The sequence below is a fragment of the Calothrix rhizosoleniae SC01 genome (assembly GCF_900185595.1).
GTDB lineage: Bacteria > Cyanobacteriota > Cyanobacteriia > Cyanobacteriales > Nostocaceae > Calothrix_A > Calothrix_A rhizosoleniae.
Genome location: NZ_FYBH01000310.1, coordinates 1 through 16,132 on the forward strand (window position 1 = coordinate 1; position 16,132 = coordinate 16,132).

17 protein-coding genes are annotated in these 16,132 nt (G+C 40.9%); 12 read left to right on the forward strand and 5 right to left on the reverse strand.

The window, feature by feature from the left end; all coding sequences use genetic code 11:
* Nucleotides 1–128: 128 nt before the first annotated feature.
* The 3 genes from rfbC to CALSC_RS18820 are packed head-to-tail and all read left to right on the forward strand — an operon-like array spanning nt 129 to nt 2,631.
* Entirely contained in the window at nt 129–674 is a 546-nt protein-coding gene (gene rfbC / locus CALSC_RS18810) for a dTDP-4-dehydrorhamnose 3,5-epimerase (RefSeq protein ID WP_088242823.1), read from the forward strand.
* Entirely contained in the window at nt 671–1,558 is an 888-nt protein-coding gene (rfbD, locus tag CALSC_RS18815; protein ID WP_088242824.1) for a dTDP-4-dehydrorhamnose reductase, read from the forward strand. The genes rfbC and rfbD overlap by 4 nt, the downstream gene beginning before the upstream one ends.
* The gene (locus tag CALSC_RS18820) at nt 1,555–2,631 is read left to right on the forward strand and encodes a glucose-1-phosphate thymidylyltransferase (protein ID WP_088242825.1); all 1,077 of its coding nucleotides are present in this window, start codon (nt 1,555–1,557) and stop codon (nt 2,629–2,631) included. Before rfbD ends, CALSC_RS18820 begins: the two co-directional genes overlap by 4 nt.
* A 134-nt stretch (nt 2,632–2,765) precedes the next feature.
* On the opposite strand, the gene pyk is transcribed toward CALSC_RS18820, so the two are convergent.
* Nucleotides 2,766–4,535 carry a pyruvate kinase gene (gene pyk / locus CALSC_RS18825; protein WP_088242826.1) on the reverse strand — a complete coding sequence of 590 codons (1,770 nt, stop codon included), beginning with the start codon at nt 4,533–4,535 and terminating at the stop codon, nt 2,766–2,768.
* A 409-nt stretch (nt 4,536–4,944) separates the two neighbouring features.
* On the opposite strand from pyk, the gene crtR reads away from it, so the two are divergent.
* Entirely contained in the window at nt 4,945–5,865 is a 921-nt protein-coding gene (crtR, locus tag CALSC_RS18830) for a beta-carotene hydroxylase (RefSeq protein WP_088242827.1), read from the forward strand.
* 102 nt (nt 5,866–5,967) lie between these two features.
* Here the strand turns inward: crtR and aroH are convergent, their stop codons facing one another.
* The 3 genes from aroH to CALSC_RS18845 form a co-directional block, all read right to left on the reverse strand.
* Entirely contained in the window at nt 5,968–6,402 is a 435-nt protein-coding gene (gene aroH / locus CALSC_RS18835; protein ID WP_407641952.1) for a chorismate mutase, read from the reverse strand.
* Between the two features lie 34 nt (nt 6,403–6,436).
* On the reverse strand, nt 6,437–7,258 hold the full coding sequence (sppA, locus tag CALSC_RS18840; RefSeq protein WP_088242828.1) for a signal peptide peptidase SppA: 822 nt from the start codon (nt 7,256–7,258) through the stop codon (nt 6,437–6,439).
* A 230-nt stretch (nt 7,259–7,488) separates the two neighbouring features.
* Entirely contained in the window at nt 7,489–7,785 is a 297-nt protein-coding gene (locus tag CALSC_RS18845) for a hypothetical protein (protein ID WP_088242829.1), read from the reverse strand.
* A gap of 632 nt (nt 7,786–8,417) precedes the next feature.
* On the opposite strand from CALSC_RS18845, the gene CALSC_RS18850 reads away from it, so the two are divergent.
* The 7 genes from CALSC_RS18850 (at nt 8,418) to CALSC_RS27595 (ending at nt 14,280) form a co-directional block, all read left to right on the forward strand.
* Entirely contained in the window at nt 8,418–9,215 is a 798-nt protein-coding gene (locus CALSC_RS18850) for an MlaE family lipid ABC transporter permease subunit (RefSeq protein WP_088242837.1), read from the forward strand.
* Between the two features lie 75 nt (nt 9,216–9,290).
* The gene (locus CALSC_RS18855; protein WP_088242830.1) at nt 9,291–9,707 is read left to right on the forward strand and encodes a DUF3119 family protein; all 417 of its coding nucleotides are present in this window, start codon (nt 9,291–9,293) and stop codon (nt 9,705–9,707) included.
* Between the two features lie 177 nt (nt 9,708–9,884).
* Nucleotides 9,885–11,075, forward strand: a complete 1,191-nt coding sequence (locus tag CALSC_RS18860) for a DUF3086 domain-containing protein (RefSeq protein WP_088242831.1) — start codon at nt 9,885–9,887, stop codon at nt 11,073–11,075.
* A 121-nt stretch (nt 11,076–11,196) separates the two neighbouring features.
* On the forward strand, nt 11,197–11,877 hold the full coding sequence (gene plsY / locus CALSC_RS18865; protein WP_088242832.1) for a glycerol-3-phosphate 1-O-acyltransferase PlsY: 681 nt from the start codon (nt 11,197–11,199) through the stop codon (nt 11,875–11,877).
* A gap of 207 nt (nt 11,878–12,084) precedes the next feature.
* Entirely contained in the window at nt 12,085–13,776 is a 1,692-nt protein-coding gene (locus tag CALSC_RS18870; protein ID WP_088242833.1) for a potassium channel family protein, read from the forward strand.
* Nucleotides 13,777–13,849: 73 nt separating this feature from the next.
* Complete coding sequence (locus tag CALSC_RS18875) at nt 13,850–14,104, forward strand: hypothetical protein (protein WP_088242834.1); 255 nt, start codon at nt 13,850–13,852, stop codon at nt 14,102–14,104.
* Complete coding sequence (locus tag CALSC_RS27595; protein WP_235006852.1) at nt 14,101–14,280, forward strand: hypothetical protein; 180 nt, start codon at nt 14,101–14,103, stop codon at nt 14,278–14,280. Before CALSC_RS18875 ends, CALSC_RS27595 begins: the two co-directional genes overlap by 4 nt.
* Nucleotides 14,281–14,647: 367 nt before the next feature.
* Here CALSC_RS27595 and CALSC_RS18885 read toward each other — a convergent pair whose 3' ends face one another.
* Entirely contained in the window at nt 14,648–14,887 is a 240-nt protein-coding gene (locus tag CALSC_RS18885; protein WP_235006853.1) for a hypothetical protein, read from the reverse strand.
* A gap of 137 nt (nt 14,888–15,024) precedes the next feature.
* Here CALSC_RS18885 and CALSC_RS18890 point away from each other — a divergent pair, with 137 nt between their 5' ends.
* Nucleotides 15,025–16,113 (forward strand): TniB family NTP-binding protein, encoded by a 1,089-nt coding sequence (locus CALSC_RS18890; RefSeq protein ID WP_088242835.1) that lies wholly within the window; start codon nt 15,025–15,027, stop codon nt 16,111–16,113.
* Nucleotides 16,114–16,132: the final 19 nt, after the last annotated feature.

Sequence of the window (16,132 nt, forward strand, 5' to 3'; positions counted from 1 at the left end):
TATTGGTCTTCACACCACTTTTATAAACAACATAGCAGAAAAAAATTGTTGAATTATCTAGAGTATAAAGATGCAAAGATGGGAATAATACTAGTATCCTAACTATCCGTGAAAGATACTAGCCGTCAATGTTAATTATAAATACAGCCATACCAGAAGTTATTAAAATTACACCTAACGTATTAAAAGACGATCGCGGCTTTTTTTTAGAGTCGTTTAACGAACAAAAATTCATTGATAAAGTAGGTATTACTGCGAAATTCGTTCAAGATAACCACTCTCAATCCCGACACAATGTCCTACGGGGACTGCACTATCAGATTATTCAACCCCAAGGCAAACTAGTACGTGTGGTTGTTGGCAGTGTTTTTGACGTAGCTGTAGATATCAGAAAAAGTTCTCCCAGCTTTGGAAAATGGGTCGGTTGCCAACTCAGTGCCGAAAATCACGACCAAATTTGGATTCCACCGGGTTTTGCCCACGGCTTCCTTGTGCTTTCAGAAGTAGCTGAAGTTATTTATAAAACCACAGACTATTATTGCCCCCAAGGGGAACGTACACTGCTGTGGAATGACCCAGATGTAGGAATAAATTGGCCTTTGACTGCGCTACCTATTCTATCTGCAAAAGACAAAGTGGGTAAAACTTTAAAAGAGGTGGAATTATTCCCATGAAAAATATTCTTCTCATTGGTAGCAATGGTCAAGTAGGTCAAGAGCTACGACAAATACTGCCAGCCTACGGTAATATAATCCCAGTCACTCGTCCAATAATAGATTTAGGGCAACCAGAGTCTCTGGAACCTGTTGTCCAGGAATACCAACCACAAATAATTATTAATGCGGCTGCGTATACGGCTGTTGACAAAGCTGAAAGTGAGCCAGAATTAGCATTGGCTATTAATGGGACTGCACCAGGAATTTTAGCAGCAGCAGCTAAGAAATTAGGTGCTTTCCTGATTCATATCTCTACTGATTATGTTTTTGATGGTAAACATAGCAGTCCTTATGGAGAAAATCATCCCACCAATCCTTTAAGTGTTTACGGCAAAACCAAACTGGCTGGGGAAGAAGCAATTAGGGAACTAGGAAGCAATTATATTATTCTTCGCACTGCCTGGGTATATGGAACCTATGGCAAAAGTAACTTTGTCAAAACCATGTTGCGATTGGCAGCAGAACGCCCAGAAATTCGTGTTGTTGCCGACCAAATTGGTAGTCCTACCTGGGCAAAAGATATTGCTGGAGCGATCGCTCAAATTGTTTCTCAATTAACTCCAGAAATGACTGGAATTTATCACTACACCAATAGTGGAGTCGCTAGTTGGTATGACTTTGCCCTCAGTATTTTTGAAGAAGCACAACAACAAGGTTTTCCTTTACGGGTGGAGAGAGTTGTTCCCATTACTACCTCTGATTATCCCACCCCTGCCCAGCGACCTGGCTACTCAGTCCTTGACTGTGCCAGAATAGCGGCAGTCTTAGGTAACTATCCGCCTCATTGGCGGCAAAGTTTACGAAAAATGTTAGCAGAATTTTATACACAACAAATTTTATGAAAGCATTAATACTTTCTGGTGGTAGAGGTACAAGGTTACGTCCCCTCACCTACACAGGAGCTAAACAACTTGTTCCTGTTGCCAATAAGCCAATTTTGTGGTATGGCATCGAAGAGATGGTAGCAGCAGGGATTACAGACATTGGTATTATTATTAGTCCGGAAACAGGGGCAGAAGTCCAAGCTAAAACCGGAGATGGGGAAAAATTTGGGGCAAAGATTACCTATATTGTCCAAGATGAGCCAGCAGGACTTGCCCATGCGGTCAAAGTAGCCCAGCCTTTTTTAGAAAATTCACCTTTTTTGATGTATTTGGGAGATAACTTAATTCAACAGGGAGATTTAAGTTATTTTTTACATAAATTCACTGACGAACCCCAGTCAGCTTTAATTCTATTACGCCAAGTTCCGAATCCTAGTGCCTTTGGTGTAGCGCAAGTGGATGATACAGGTAGGGTTTTACAACTCATAGAAAAGCCCAAAAACCCACCTTCCAATTTAGCCTTAGTAGGAGTTTATTTCTTTTCTCCAGTCATTCATCATGCGATCGCTAATATTAAACCTTCAGCTAGAGGGGAGTTGGAAATCACTGATGCGATTCAATACTTAATTGACGAGCAAAAACCAGTTACAGCTTGTCAATTAGAAGGGTGGTGGCTAGATACAGGTAAAAAGGATGACTTACTAGAAGCAAATCGTCTGATTCTCGATACCTATTTAAAATCATCAATTATTGGTGATATTGATGCTCAAACTCAGGTCAGTGGGAGAGTACAATTAGGCAAGCAATCCCAATTAGTTAATTGTAATGTCCGTGGGCCTGTAGTCATTGGTAATAACTGTTACTTAGAAAATTGTTTTGTTGGCCCCTATACAAGCATTGCTAATAATACTACCCTCATTGATACGGATTTAGAGCATAGTGTGGTTTTAGAAGGTGCTAAAATCGCCGGAATTTACCAACGTATCATTGATAGTGTGATTGGACAACGGGCACAGTTAACTGTTGCACCCCGTCGTCCTAAAGCCTTACGGTTTATGATTGGTGATGATTCTCAAATCGAATTAACCTGAACAGAAGAGGCAGGGGAGCAGGGAGCAGAGGGAAGGAGTGATGGAGGGAAGGAGAGAAAGAAAGAAATAATATTGCTTCTCACATTCCCTATATTTACTCTCTCACTCTCTCACTCTCTCACTCTCTCATTCCCTCAAGGGGTTCCCACAGCACCAGAATAAATCAAACCCCGTTGTACATCCATAGTCAAAATTGCACCATCACGAATTACTTGGGTTGCCTGTTTCACACCTACAATTACAGGCACTCCCAAACGCAAACCAATAACTGCGGCATGACTATTAAGACTTTCATCTTCAGTAATAATACCGCTAGCTTTGCGAATAGCTTCCACAAAATCTGCACTTGTATTTTTAACGACTAAAATATCTCCGTGATTAAAAGTTCCTACATCTTTACCTGTGTGGGCAACCCTAGCACGACCACTGACTGAGCCTTGTCCCAATCCTATACCTTTACCAAGTACTGTAGTAACTACTTCTACCTTAATCAAGTCAGTGGAGCCGGAAATCCCTTGTAGAGTACCAGCAGTCATAACTACCAAATCCCCTTCCGACACCAGACGATTTTCCAGAGCCACATTCGTTGCTGCTTGGAAAGTTTGTCCTGTGGAAGGCAATTCTAATACTAATAGGGGTTTTACTCCCCAAACTAGCTGTAACTGCCGAGCGACGCTGACGTGGGGAGTAACAGCTAAAATGGGAATCCGGGGACGGAATTTAGAAACATTCCGTGCAGTTGCTCCAGATTGGGTCAAACTCATAATGGCAGCGGCCCCTAATTGTTCGGAAATTTGACCCACTGCTTGACTAATTGCATTCGGTATAGAACGTCTAGTATCTACAGCCTGACGTGCATTAGTGTTTTCAGCGACTTCCTGTTCAATTCTTTTGGCAATCTTTGCCATAGTCGCTACTGCTTCCACAGGAAGCTCACCAACAGCTGTTTCATTGGAGAGCATGACTGCATCCGTACCATCAAGGATAGCATTTGCCACATCTGATACTTCTGCTCGGGTAGGGCGGGGATTACTCACCATACTATCTAGCATTTGAGTCGCGGTGATAATAGGTATGCCTAAACGATTCGCCGTGGCAATTAATCGCTTTTGCAGTACGGGAACATCTTCGGCGGGCAGTTCTACACCTAAATCACCCCTTGCCACCATGACACCATCACATAAGGCTAGAACTGCCTCCATTTGTTCGATCGCCTCGTGTTTTTCAATTTTGGCAATCACTGGCACTTGTTTGCCAGTACTGGCAATCAAAGAATTAATTTCCATCACATCCTGGGGATTGCGAACAAAGGAAAGTGCAACCCAGTCAACCCCTTGGTCTAGACCAAACATCAAATCTTCTCGGTCTTTATCAGTTAGGGCTTTAATTGACAAGTAAACTCCAGGAAAGTTAACACCTTTATTATTAGAAAGCTTACCACCTACAGTGACGCGACAATATAAATCACCTTTGTCTTTGTTCACCTCCTCTACTGACATTTCTACCCGTCCATCATCAAGGAGAATCGTTGCCCCTGGGGGGACTTCATCGGCTAAACAATCGTAGGTAACACAGCTCATATCCTGGGTGCCGACGATTTGGCGATTTGTTAAAGTAAAGCGATCGCCTTTTTCTACTACTATCGAACCATGTTCAAACTTGCCGAGGCGAATTTTTGGACCTTGCAAGTCTTGGAGAATAGCTACTGGTTGATTGAGCTCAAAAGCTGTTTGCCGAATTAAACGAATGTTACGCTGATGGTCGGCATGAGTTCCATGGGAAAAATTTAACCGCAGCGTCGTAGCACCAGCTTCGATGATCGCCTTTAGCATTTCTGGACTACTAGTAGCAGGACCGATGGTAGCGACAATTTTTGTTCGGCGAATTGAATCTCTTAGTTGCATGGGGCTGAACCTAGGGAGCTATTCAGAAAGTGATAATAAAATTTTGGGGAGTTGCTTGTCTGTCACTACTGAGTCAATCAATTGAGCGGCGCAAAACAAATTGGAGCTAAAAGTACTTTCAAAGTACTTGATAGGTGGGCTGTGAATGTAGGTTTGAAAAGAATTGCAGTACATCGCTATAACTCTATATTTCCCAGCTTTAACACACTTTTCATGGTTTCATGACAAACTTAGTCTTTTGTCTGGGATCATACCCCCATTGGGTCACCAATAGGTAATGGTGTATATAAATCTTGCTCAACAGAGTCTACTTTTGAGTCAAAAATACAAATATTTGCTCAACAAAACTTTATTATTGACCATTCTTTATCGTATACTCGCAATATTTGGGTTAATAAGGAGTTATGCAATGCTGATGTCGGAGGTAAAGAAGCCACTGACTATACCCCCCAAGGAATTATTAGCGTCTCCAGGTGGTTTCAATCCGACACTACTTATGTTCTTAGGGGCAGTGGGAATTGTTATTTTATCGGTCTGCGGTTACTGGATTTGGCAATGGCCCCATTGGATCTGTTTTATGTGCAATGTTGTAGCCCTGCATATTTCCGGTACGGTGATTCATGATGCCTGTCACCAGGCTGCCCACCGCAATCGAATTATTAATGCAGTCTTAGGACATAGCAGTGCTTTAATGTTAGCATTTGCATTTCCTGTGTTTACCAGAGTACATTTGCAGCATCATGGTAACGTTAATGATCCAGAGAATGATCCAGATCATTATGTCTCTACTGGCGGGCCACTATGGTTAATCGCAGTTAGGTTCTTCTACCACGAGATATTTTTCTTTAAACGTCGATTATGGCGTAAATATGAACTTTTAGAGTGGTTTTTGAGCCGCTTGTTTGTGGTAGCAATTGTATATATTTCAGTACAATACAACTTTTTGCATTATGTTCTGAATTTTTGGTTTGTACCTTCTTTAGTAGTGGGTATTGCTTTGGGTTTATTTTTTGATTACTTACCCCATCGCCCTTTTGTAGAGCGTAATCGTTGGAAGAATGCCCGAGTATATGCTAGTCCAATTTTGAATATCTTAATTTTGGGGCAGAATTATCATTTAATCCATCATTTGTGGCCTTCCATTCCTTGGTATAATTACCAACCCGCTTATTATTTAATGAAACCGACACTAGATGCCAAAGGTTCTCACCAATCCCTAGGGCTATTGCGTAAAAAGGACTTTTTAGAATTTATGTATGATATCTTTTTAGGGATTCGGTTGCATCACCACCAAGAAACTAAAAGCAAAAAGAATCCTGCTGATAACTAAATTCTGGCTTAAATATAATCTCCGCGAAAATCAGCGGAGATTATATTTTGGAGATTGGTAATAATCCTTGTACTCCCGGTTCTTATTAGCTTAAACCTTAGATTAACAAGCTGTTGTAGAAGAAGCCACCCGTTGGGGTAAGCTCCAGTCAGGACGCAAGCTGGCTGCATTACGCAAATAAATATGGTATACGGGTGCAGAAACCGGGAGATGAGTATGTAATAAAAACCTGATGCAACGTTTTAAACTACCTTCAACATACATTTGCTGCACATCTAGCATGGGTACATTGTCCCAGGAAGGACGGGTTCGCGCGATCGCGGCAGGAAAAATTGCATCTAAATCCTTAGTTACAGAGAAGGTAATACTAATAATATCTGTAGGATGTAGTTGATTATGTTGTTCTAATTCATCTAGTAATTCCATTACCGCTGCTCGCATTGCCTCAGTTGTGTTTTCCGAGACAGTTGTCGCGCCGCGAATAGCTCGCATTTGCCATTCCACGTCTAAATCCTCCTGAGTTGTGTCTTTAATCATTATTTTGTAGCTAAGATGAGAACAAAATCAATGTTTAAGGCCTATATAACCACAATGGCAGACCACTAGTAGACATTTCAAATTCCAACCAGTCAATACCAGCCCCAATACCAGTTTTCATCTGCTGGTTTCCTGGTACTAGACGACTTAATAATGGTTTACGTTCTTCTATGTTGAAGACTTGGGTTTTTTCTGGATCCAATCCAGCTAATTCCGCAGCCCAACGACGGGCATCTTCTTCCGTTCCCAATCGATCCACAACTCCCAATTCTAAAGCTTGTTGCCCAGTAAAAATGCGACCATCAGCAAAGGCTTTGACATTCTCTACCGACAACTTTCTTCCTTCTGCTACGGTTTGCACAAATTGCTGATAGCTCGTATCAATTAATTCTTGTAAGATAGTTTGTTCTGGTTCTGTCAATTCCCTATCGAATGCCAAAATATCTTTATAGGGGCCAGATTTTATGACTTTAAAGGATACCCCGATTTTTTCTAGTAACCGTTCTAAATTATTGCCCCGCAGAATTACACCAATACTACCAGTAATTGTTCCTGGGTTAGCCATAATATGCTCTGAACCCACGCCAATATAAACCCCTCCCGAGGCAGAAATATTACCAAAACTGGCTACTACTTTGACTTTTTCTTGCAATCGCTTCAAGGCACTATAAATTTCTTGGGAGTCTCCTACTGTCCCCCCAGGACTGTCAATGCGTAACAGAAGGGCAGGAAATTTTTTCTCTTCTATTGTTTTAAAGGCTGACAATACCCGTTTGCGGGTGGCGCTAGCAATTGCTCCAGTAATCTCAATGCGAGCTATTTGTTTGCGAGACTTCGATCTAAAAGGCCAAACCATAATTACTCAAACAACCTCCAGCATATTTTTGAGATCAACAGGTAAACTTATCATAATATGCTTGCTGTTCTCCTGTATTTGACACTCTTTTTACCAGAAAACGTCACTGAGGGTTGAATGCCTTCTGACAGCGTTTATCCATTGTCTAAAGCATTTAAACTTAACAATATTTTTTTCCTTCTTAAAATTACTTTTTCATTTATTATCTGGCGACATTTATCCCCTAAGTCTTAAGAATCGATACGTAGTATTTGACACCGATAATAGGCGTATGTGTCAAATAAGCCACCAACAAAACTACAGGTTAAACTAATCACGCATAATCCTCGAAAGGAAGTCCCACTGCCAAAAACAGATAGAAAATGCAAAATCCGATTAAAGATAGCTTCGCTCAAATTTTGTAGAGGAGGAAAATAACCGATTGCATAAACCAATAGCAAAAAAATACCTACTAACAGCATAGGAGCAACGAAGCAAAAAATAATCGTCAGTAATAGTGAGCGTAGGAAATTAGTCAAAATAGTCATTGTCTAGAAGACTCCGTGACTTGAGTGGACTGGGGTGCTATACCCATTTGTCACTTTCTACTAGAATAAGCTCGATCATTACCAATAGAGTCATATGTCAAAAATCTTAAGTTTTAATTAAAAAACCTACACATTCAGACCAAGATATGTTCACAGCTTTGATGAGGATGTCAATTACTTAAACCTTTGCTCAACAAGAGTTTCATTCTGAATAGTCTTGGCAAAACTCATGTTAGAGAAGTAATTAGAAATATTAATTTATGAGATTGGTGTTAATCTAAGTTAACCTAAAGACCACAATTAGTAAGATTGACCAGAATTAGCAGGGAGCAGGGAGAAGGGAAAATTATACTTAGATAATTTGATGGTGAAAATTGTTTCATCGGGACTGCCTCTTCAAAATTCCAGGTTTGAGACTTAATTACTTCCCATATTTCAGCCTTTTCCTTTGTAACACGATCGCAGAAATTTCCTCTATTGGGTTGGCAAACTTGATCAACGTTACTATCTTAAGTGCAACAAATAGAATTCCTGGCAAAGGCAAGTAGGTGTTATGTCTACATGATTCACTATTTCATGGTGTAATGGGAAGTGACAATCTGAATGCAGTTAAACTATCTAACCTTGGAACATTGAGCGAGACTACATCCAAATATGGCTTAGGAATATGGGGTCAGCGTTTGCTGGCAGCATTTTTTTTAGGTGGACAAGTGATTATTCACCTAATTCAAGGCAAAATACATCGGCGTAATACCCTAGAACAGATGGCAGTAGTAGGCCCAGATTCCCTATTTATTGCCCTACTAACGGCGATATTTGTAGGGGCGGTGTTTACAATTCAAGTAGCACGGGAATTTGTCAATTTTGGGGCGGGTAATTTAGTGGGGGGAGTATTAGCACTGGCTCTCACAAGGGAGTTATCTCCAGTATTAACAGCTGTAATTTTAGCAGGGCGAGTTGGTTCTGCATTTGCCGCCGAAATTGGGACTATGCGGGTGACAGAACAAATAGATGCCCTTTTGGTATTAAAAACCGATCCGATTGATTACTTGGTAATTCCCAGGGTGATAGCTTGCTTATTAATGTTGCCCATTTTAACCCTGTTGTCTTTGCTCACTGGCATGATGGGAGGAATGGTAATCGCCACTAATTTATATAGTCTTTCCGATAGCCAATTTTGGGATTCTGCCCGTAATTTCCTTGGTGTTTGGGATATTATCAACGCTATACTTAAAGCCTGTTTTTTTGGGTTGTTAATTGCTGTGGTTGGTTGTAGTTGGGGTTTGACAACCAGTGGAGGTGCTAAAGGTGTGGGACAATCAACTACAACTGCTGTTGTCACCTCCTTGCTATTGATATTTGTGAGTAACTTCTTCCTTACCTGGTTAATGTTTCAAGGGTCTGGGAGTGCATTACGGCAAAGTTTTTAACCGTACTTAATAATTGCCTTCTCAATTTTCCTGTCCGTATTATGGGAAGTCATCCATACTCCTACAATATGGATAATATCTACTAGTAAAACAGTATTTGTAACCGTGACTACTTCATTTACCTCTAATTTATCTTCCACCGTAGAACTTAAGCCTAGTTACAACATTCCGATTGTGTTGATACTAGGGGCAATTCCTTTGTTGTTCGTCCAAATTTGGGTAGGAGCGATATTGGCATTATTCGGCTTATTTCTCTTGTTTCAGACGGTAACATTACGCCTACAATTTACCTCTACAGATTTAGACGTTTACAGAGGTGAAAAAATGATTCGCCGTTTTCCTTATCAAGAATGGCAAAATTGGCGTATTTTTTGGCATCCGGTTCCCATCCTCTTTTATTTTAAAGAAGTTAAAAGCATTCACTTTTTACCAATTTTGTTTAATCCCAATACTCTCAAGGAATGTTTAGAACAACGCTGCCCTCGCATTTAGTCATCTAGGAAAACTAGACTTTAGTGGATAGCTAAGGAGTGCGGATAAAATAAAGTACAAATCTGATTGTAAATTAATAAATCCAAGTTCCTAACTACAAATTTTCATTCATAAAACAAACTGCATGTTATTGCTGTTAATCTCATTTTTGCGCCATTGTCATTACATAATTATTGTATGAATACCGAGGAATATCAAACTCCACAATCAGGTGATGAATTATCGATACAATCAGAATCACAACAGACTACACCTGAAGTTAAGGAAGAAGAAGCTAATCCATCTGTAGTCAATTCCACAATTGATACTACAGAAATTGATCCGACACAAGATAATGCACAACAAGTAACAAACAATACCCTAGAAGTCCAGGAACAGCCATCTCCGTCGCAGTTAGAACAAAGAATTGCTCAATTACAGCAACAAAAACAAGACTTAAAAGCAGAAATAGCCGACTTGCAAACAACAGATAAAACTCTACGAGCACAGTTACATCAATCCCAAATAGCAATGGGACAAATGACACAAGAGGCACTTTCTCAATTAGAGCAACAAAAACAAGCTCTGCAAATTTCCGTAGAGCAGTTAGAGAAGCGACAAGAACGGATTCGGAATGAGATGAAAACTTCTTTTGCGGGAGTTTCCCAAGATTTAGCAATTCGTGTTCAGGGTTTTAAAGACTACCTTACGGGTAGTTTACAGGATTTAGCCGTTGCCGCCGAGCAGTTACAATTAGTACCTCCAACCAAGCCAGAACCAGAAAAGACTAAGGTGAAGGTGGTGCAATCCCAGGAATCCCAAACAGAAATAATCCAATTTGCTCCCGGAAAATTTGCAGAAACAACCAAGAAAATTCGTTATTTGATCGACCAATATAGGACTAAACCAGATTATTATGGTCCACCTTGGCAATTAAGACGCACCTTTGAACCAGTTCACGCCGAACGTGTTTCTAACTGGTTTTTCCAACAGGGGGGACGGGGTGCTTTACGTACTATGAGTAGTAGGTTGCAAAATACACTAATTGCATCAGCCATTATATCTATATTGCATCAAATGTATGGTAATCGCCTCCGTCCTCTGGTGATAGCAAACAGTCCAGAAAGCCTTGGTGATTGGCGTAGGGGATTACAAGATTGCTTGGGAATTGGTCGTTCCGATTTCGGTCCAGATAGAGGGGTCGCATTATTTGAAAGACCAGAAGCAGTAGCACAAAAAGCTGAACGATTGCAAAAAGCAAAACAAATGCCTTTGATTATTATTGATGATTCCGAAGAGCAAATTAGTTTGTCCCTACTGCAATTCCCTTTATGGTTAGCTTTTGCTCCCGACCCCAGGATGATGAGAAGTTATGATGATGACTTTTAGGGGTTGATGGTGAAGTTTGTACATTTTGCCTTCTAATTAAAGATGGGATGTTTTTATTTGCCATTCCTTTGGTTGGTGCTTTGCTCTCAACTCATAATTCGTAATTCCTAACTCTAAGATTATGGCTATTTGGTTAAGTTTGTGTGGAGTCGTGGTACTGGTTGCTTATCTGTTAGGTTCATTTCCGACGGGATATATAGCAGGGAAGGTTATCCAAGGTATTGATATTCGGGAAGTTGGTTCTGGTTCTACGGGAGCAACTAATGTCCTGAGAACCTTGGGTAAAGGCCCTGGAGCATTGGTTTTAGGGGTAGATTGTTTGAAAGGTGTGTTGGCAATTTGCTTAGTTTATTGGTGGTTCCAATTTGCTCCCGATGCAAATCTCCTACCTGCAACAGTAGATAGCCAAATATGGCAACCGTGGATAGTAATTTTGGCAGGTATAGCTGGAATTTTGGGACACAGCAAATCGATTTTTTTGGGCTTTACTGGTGGTAAATCGGTAGCTACTAGTTTGGGTCTTTTGTTGGCACTAAACTGGCAAGTAGCCTTAGTAACAGTGGGGGTATTTGCTGGGGTGATGGCTATATCGCGGATTGTTTCCTTGAGTTCAATTTGTGGTGCGATCGCAGCTTGTTTAGCAATAGTAATTCTCAAGCAACCGTTAGCCTATATTTTATTTGGCATAGTAGGGAGTTTATACGTAATCTGGCGACACAGCAGTAATATTCAACGTTTATTAGCAGGAACGGAACCAAAGTTAGGGCAAAAGTTGGAAATAGAAACAGAACAAAGTGCGTAAAAGGAAAGTTAATAGTTAACAATTAATCATTGTCAAAATGATCTAATTACTTCCCTTTTTCCTCGTTCATAATTCTTTTTACTTTTGCCTTTTTACTTTTAACTTGAATCGTGTTTCCAGCTACAGTTATTTTCCTCATAAGTAGGCAAGAATGGGAAGAAATATTGTAATTTATGCAGCTTCTTCTGCACACCATGCTGCTACTTCATGAAACCCCGAATCATTGTCTGTGGCTTAGGACGTACTGGATATAAAATCTTTCGTTTGCTGAGACATCAAGGAGCTATTGTTGTCGGCATCCATCACAAACCCATGCCTGGTGAAAGAGCAGGGGATGTAATTGTCGGCGACTTGCACGCTGCTAGTACCTTGAAATCTGCCGGAATTAAGCAAGCTAATACTTTAGTCATCGCTGGAGGGGATGATGCTCTAAATTTGTGGATTGTCATGCAAGCACGAGTTCTGAATCCCCGAATTCGGATTATTAATCGCTTCTTTAATACTAGTTTGGGAGAACGTCTGGATCAAACTTTACCAGACCATTTAAGTATGAGTGTGGCTGGTTTGTCTGCCCCGGTATTCGCATTTGCAGCAATGGGCAATCAAGCTATTGGACAACTGAAGTTATTTCAGCAAACTTGGCCCATCCATGAAGAATATATCCATGAAAATCATAATTGGCGGGGTTGTAAACTCAGTCAATTGTGGGAAGACCGATCGCGGATGCTACTGTATTATTTACCAGTAGAAGATGAGATAGATCTAGTCTCAGCAGTAGTTTGCGGACATCGATTAAAAGTAGGCGATCGCTTAATTATTGGTACTCAACCCCAAGTCGCTTTCTCTCGCAGATCTATTATTACTAAGCTGTTGAAAGTCTTTACTAATCTACGACAGTTTCGCCATCATGCCCATTCGGTATTAGTAGGGGCTATGGTATTGATGGTCATAATTACTATGGCTACTATTACCTACGTTTCCACGGAATTACGTGTCTCCATTGTTGATGCTCTCTACTTTGCTGTAGGTATGATTACTGGAGCCGGTGGGAATGAGAAGGTTGTAGAACATGCTTCTAATACTGTGAAAATCTTTACCGTGGTTATGATGTTGATTGGGGCAGGGGTATTTGGTGTATGGTATGCCTTGCTCAATGATTTTATTTTGGGAACCCGCTTCAAGCAATTTTGGGATGCTGCCCGTGTTCCTCGTCGCCATCACTATATTGTCTGTGGTTTAGGAGGTTTGGGTATTAAAATTGTCCAGCAACTCCACGACAACGGCTATGAAGTAGTAGTCATTGAACCCGATACCAACAATAGATTTGTTAGCACCGCCCGCCGCTTAGGTATTCCCATTATTCATGCAGATGCCAGTTTTCCGGAAACCCTCAAATCAAGTAATGTGCAAACAGCTGCCGCCCTCCTAGCGGTGACTGGGAATGATGCCACTAATGTAGAGATTGCTCTCAAAGCCAAAGGAATCTCCCCTAAAGTCCCTCTGGTAATCAACTATGCAGATCCAGATTTTGCTCGTATGGCGCAAGAAGTATTTGATTTTGAAGCCGTATTAAGTCCGGCGGAACTAGCAGCCCCAGCCTTTGCTGCTGCGGCTTTAGGTGGGCGGGTACTCGGTAATGGCATTACCTCCGATAGTCTCTGGGTAGCTTTTGCTACTTTGATTACACCTGCCCATCCATTTTGTGGTCAACGGGTGAAGGATGCTGCCATGTCTGCTGATTTTGTGCCTTTATATGTGGAAACTAGCTGTCAGACTATTCATGGTTGGGATTTATTGCGGGTTAGTCTCAGTGCAGGGGATATTCTTTATTTAACTATGCCAGCAACAAGGTTGTATCAGTTGTGGCGTTATAATCCTTCCCAGGCGATGGTGAGTTGAATCCCTGGCTTAAAATTAAGTCTAGTTTTGCTAAAATCTCATAAACAGGCTTAATCATAAGGGAAGCCAGTCTATGACAATATTAATCTCTCTCAATCCAGAAGTCGAAGCACAACTCCGTAAAAAAGCTGAACAACAAGGACAAGATGTAAGCATTGTTGCGGCTGAACTAATTTCTCATGTTTTGGAGTGGGAAGCACAAGATTCAGAAGAAGCGATTGAAAGTATTCAGCGTGGGTTAGATGATTTTGAGGCTGGACATTACCGTTCTTTTGATGAGTTCGCTAAGGAACAACGTCGTAAGTATAATTTGCCAGCCGATTTATGACATACCACATTGAAATTTCCAGTGTGGCTGAGGCTGAAGCCGATGGTGCATTTCTGAAGTTGTCTCAAATTACATCTCCTCAAACAGCAAGCCAGTGGTATGCGGGTTTGCTAAAAGCAATAGATTCTCTATCTTCAATGCCAAAGCGTTGTCCTCTTGCACGAGAGAATGAATAGACTTGTTGCGAAATTCGGCAACTTCTCTACGGTAAAGGACGTAACTCATACCGTATCCTTTTTACTATTCTTGAAAGAGAAGATATTGCTACTGTCCGTATTCTTCACATCCGACACGCTGCACAAAAGACATTGGGGATGAATGGTGATGAATCTGGTGAAACTTAGCACAACACCATCTCTTAATTTCTATTTGACTATGCCAGCAACAAGATTGTATCAGTTATGGCGTTATAATCCTTCCCAGGCGATGGTGAGTTGATGACGAAAAAAGAAAAGGATACAAGCCCCCGGATTTATCGATGGGGTAACTGATAACTGATAACTGATAACTGATAACTGAAATGACCTCGCCCGGAATCAAGGATTACATTTTTTCATCAGGACTGTCTTTGGCGATATTTTCTATCACTTGGCATTCTCTTTTATCCACATCAGTTTTTACCCTGAGTTCTTTTGTATTTAATACAACATCAATACGATATCGACCATTAACCATATAAATGGTGGTGACACATCCTATAGCAAACATTAGCACTCCGCAAAGTGGTAATGTAATAGACCAGATTATTAAACTGCGTCCCATATGTTTTTCCTCAACATCCATATTCTCATTAAAAATTGCACTTAGGTGATAAATGGGTTGAGAAATAGTTCATCTTAGCTGACTTGTAGCTGATTTGTGCCTTGGCTGCCTATTCATAGCTTTATAATTAAATGAATTGGTATAAAAGATGAGGAGTGATGGCGCGATCGCTTCGTGTTGCGGTAGAGTACATTCAACAGGTAAAGTCAGCACTGCATCGTAATGGCTATCCTAGTCAAAAGGCTTTGGCTGTTGAAGTGGGATTTTCCTTGTCCACTGTGAAGAATTTTCTCAGTGGTAAACCAGTTGACTATCTCAATTTTGTGGAAATTAGCGAGAAATTGCAGCAAGATTGGCAAGAGATAGCAGACAAAGAACCAGAAGCGCAAGCAAATCACAACTCAACCATTGAGGAAACCTCACCCTTTGTCACTGGTTCCTCTATCATCCATCCCCGCTATTTTTTCGGACGACAAAAAGAACTCAAACGTCTATTCAATTTACTCAAGCGTCATCCCCTGCAAAACGCCGCTATTATTGGTAAGCCACGCATTGGTAAAACCTCTCTACTGCATTACCTGAAAAATATTACCACTACGCCAGTAGAAGAATTACGCCCTAATCAGAAGTCTGACTGGCTACTAAATCCAGAAATGTATCAGTGGATTTTCGTAGACTTTCAAGACCCACGCATGGCAAGCAGGGAAAGGTTTTTAAGCTACATTCTGGAAAATATAGGCAAGAAAGTAGCAGAACCTTGTGATTTAGATAACTTTATGGATCTAGTCAGCGACAACTTGCATCATCCCACGGTTATTTTACTGGATGAGATTGGTGTGGGGTTGCAACGCTGTCCAGAATTGGATGATGAGTTTTGGGAAAGCTTGCGTTCTTTGGCGACTAACCACACAGGGGGAAATCTGGCGTTCGTCTTGGCTACCCACGAATCACCCATTGAGCTTGCTCATCATACGGGACATAGTTCGCCATTTTTCAATATTTTTGGCTATACAGCATATTTGGGAGCATTGACAGAGAAAGAAGCGCGAGAATTGATAGCAAGTTCGCCGATTCCTTTTGCTGATGAAGATGTGGAGTGGATTCTTGAACAAAGTCAACGTTTACCACTGTTGTTGCAAATTTTGTGTCGGGAATGCTTATTTAATTTGGAAGATGGAGAGACGGATGATTGGCGTGAAGAAGGATTGCAACAGATAAAACCTTTTGCTCATTTGTTGTCAGGATAAAAGGGAGTACCTACGGTGT

Excerpts from the sequence above, each read along its gene's own strand:
- rfbC (WP_088242823.1), top strand. The coding sequence starts at position 129 with ATGTTAATTATAAATACAGCCATACCAGAAGTTATTAAAATTACACCT.
- rfbD (WP_088242824.1), top strand. The coding sequence starts at position 671 with ATGAAAAATATTCTTCTCATTGGTAGCAATGGTCAAGTAGGTCAAGAG.
- CALSC_RS18820 (WP_088242825.1), top strand. The coding sequence starts at position 1,555 with ATGAAAGCATTAATACTTTCTGGTGGTAGAGGTACAAGGTTACGTCCC.
- pyk (WP_088242826.1), bottom strand. The coding sequence starts at position 4,535 with ATGCAACTAAGAGATTCAATTCGCCGAACAAAAATTGTCGCTACCATC.
- crtR (WP_088242827.1), top strand. The coding sequence starts at position 4,945 with ATGCTGATGTCGGAGGTAAAGAAGCCACTGACTATACCCCCCAAGGAA.
- aroH (WP_407641952.1), bottom strand. The coding sequence starts at position 6,402 with ATGATTAAAGACACAACTCAGGAGGATTTAGACGTGGAATGGCAAATG.
- sppA (WP_088242828.1), bottom strand. The coding sequence starts at position 7,258 with ATGGTTTGGCCTTTTAGATCGAAGTCTCGCAAACAAATAGCTCGCATT.
- CALSC_RS18845 (WP_088242829.1), bottom strand. The coding sequence starts at position 7,785 with ATGACTATTTTGACTAATTTCCTACGCTCACTATTACTGACGATTATT.
- CALSC_RS18860 (WP_088242831.1), top strand. The coding sequence starts at position 9,885 with ATGAATACCGAGGAATATCAAACTCCACAATCAGGTGATGAATTATCG.
- plsY (WP_088242832.1), top strand. The coding sequence starts at position 11,197 with ATGGCTATTTGGTTAAGTTTGTGTGGAGTCGTGGTACTGGTTGCTTAT.
- CALSC_RS18870 (WP_088242833.1), top strand. The coding sequence starts at position 12,085 with ATGAAACCCCGAATCATTGTCTGTGGCTTAGGACGTACTGGATATAAA.
- CALSC_RS18875 (WP_088242834.1), top strand. The coding sequence starts at position 13,850 with ATGACAATATTAATCTCTCTCAATCCAGAAGTCGAAGCACAACTCCGT.
- CALSC_RS27595 (WP_235006852.1), top strand. The coding sequence starts at position 14,101 with ATGACATACCACATTGAAATTTCCAGTGTGGCTGAGGCTGAAGCCGAT.
- CALSC_RS18885 (WP_235006853.1), bottom strand. The coding sequence starts at position 14,887 with ATGGATGTTGAGGAAAAACATATGGGACGCAGTTTAATAATCTGGTCT.
- CALSC_RS18890 (WP_088242835.1), top strand. The coding sequence starts at position 15,025 with ATGGCGCGATCGCTTCGTGTTGCGGTAGAGTACATTCAACAGGTAAAG.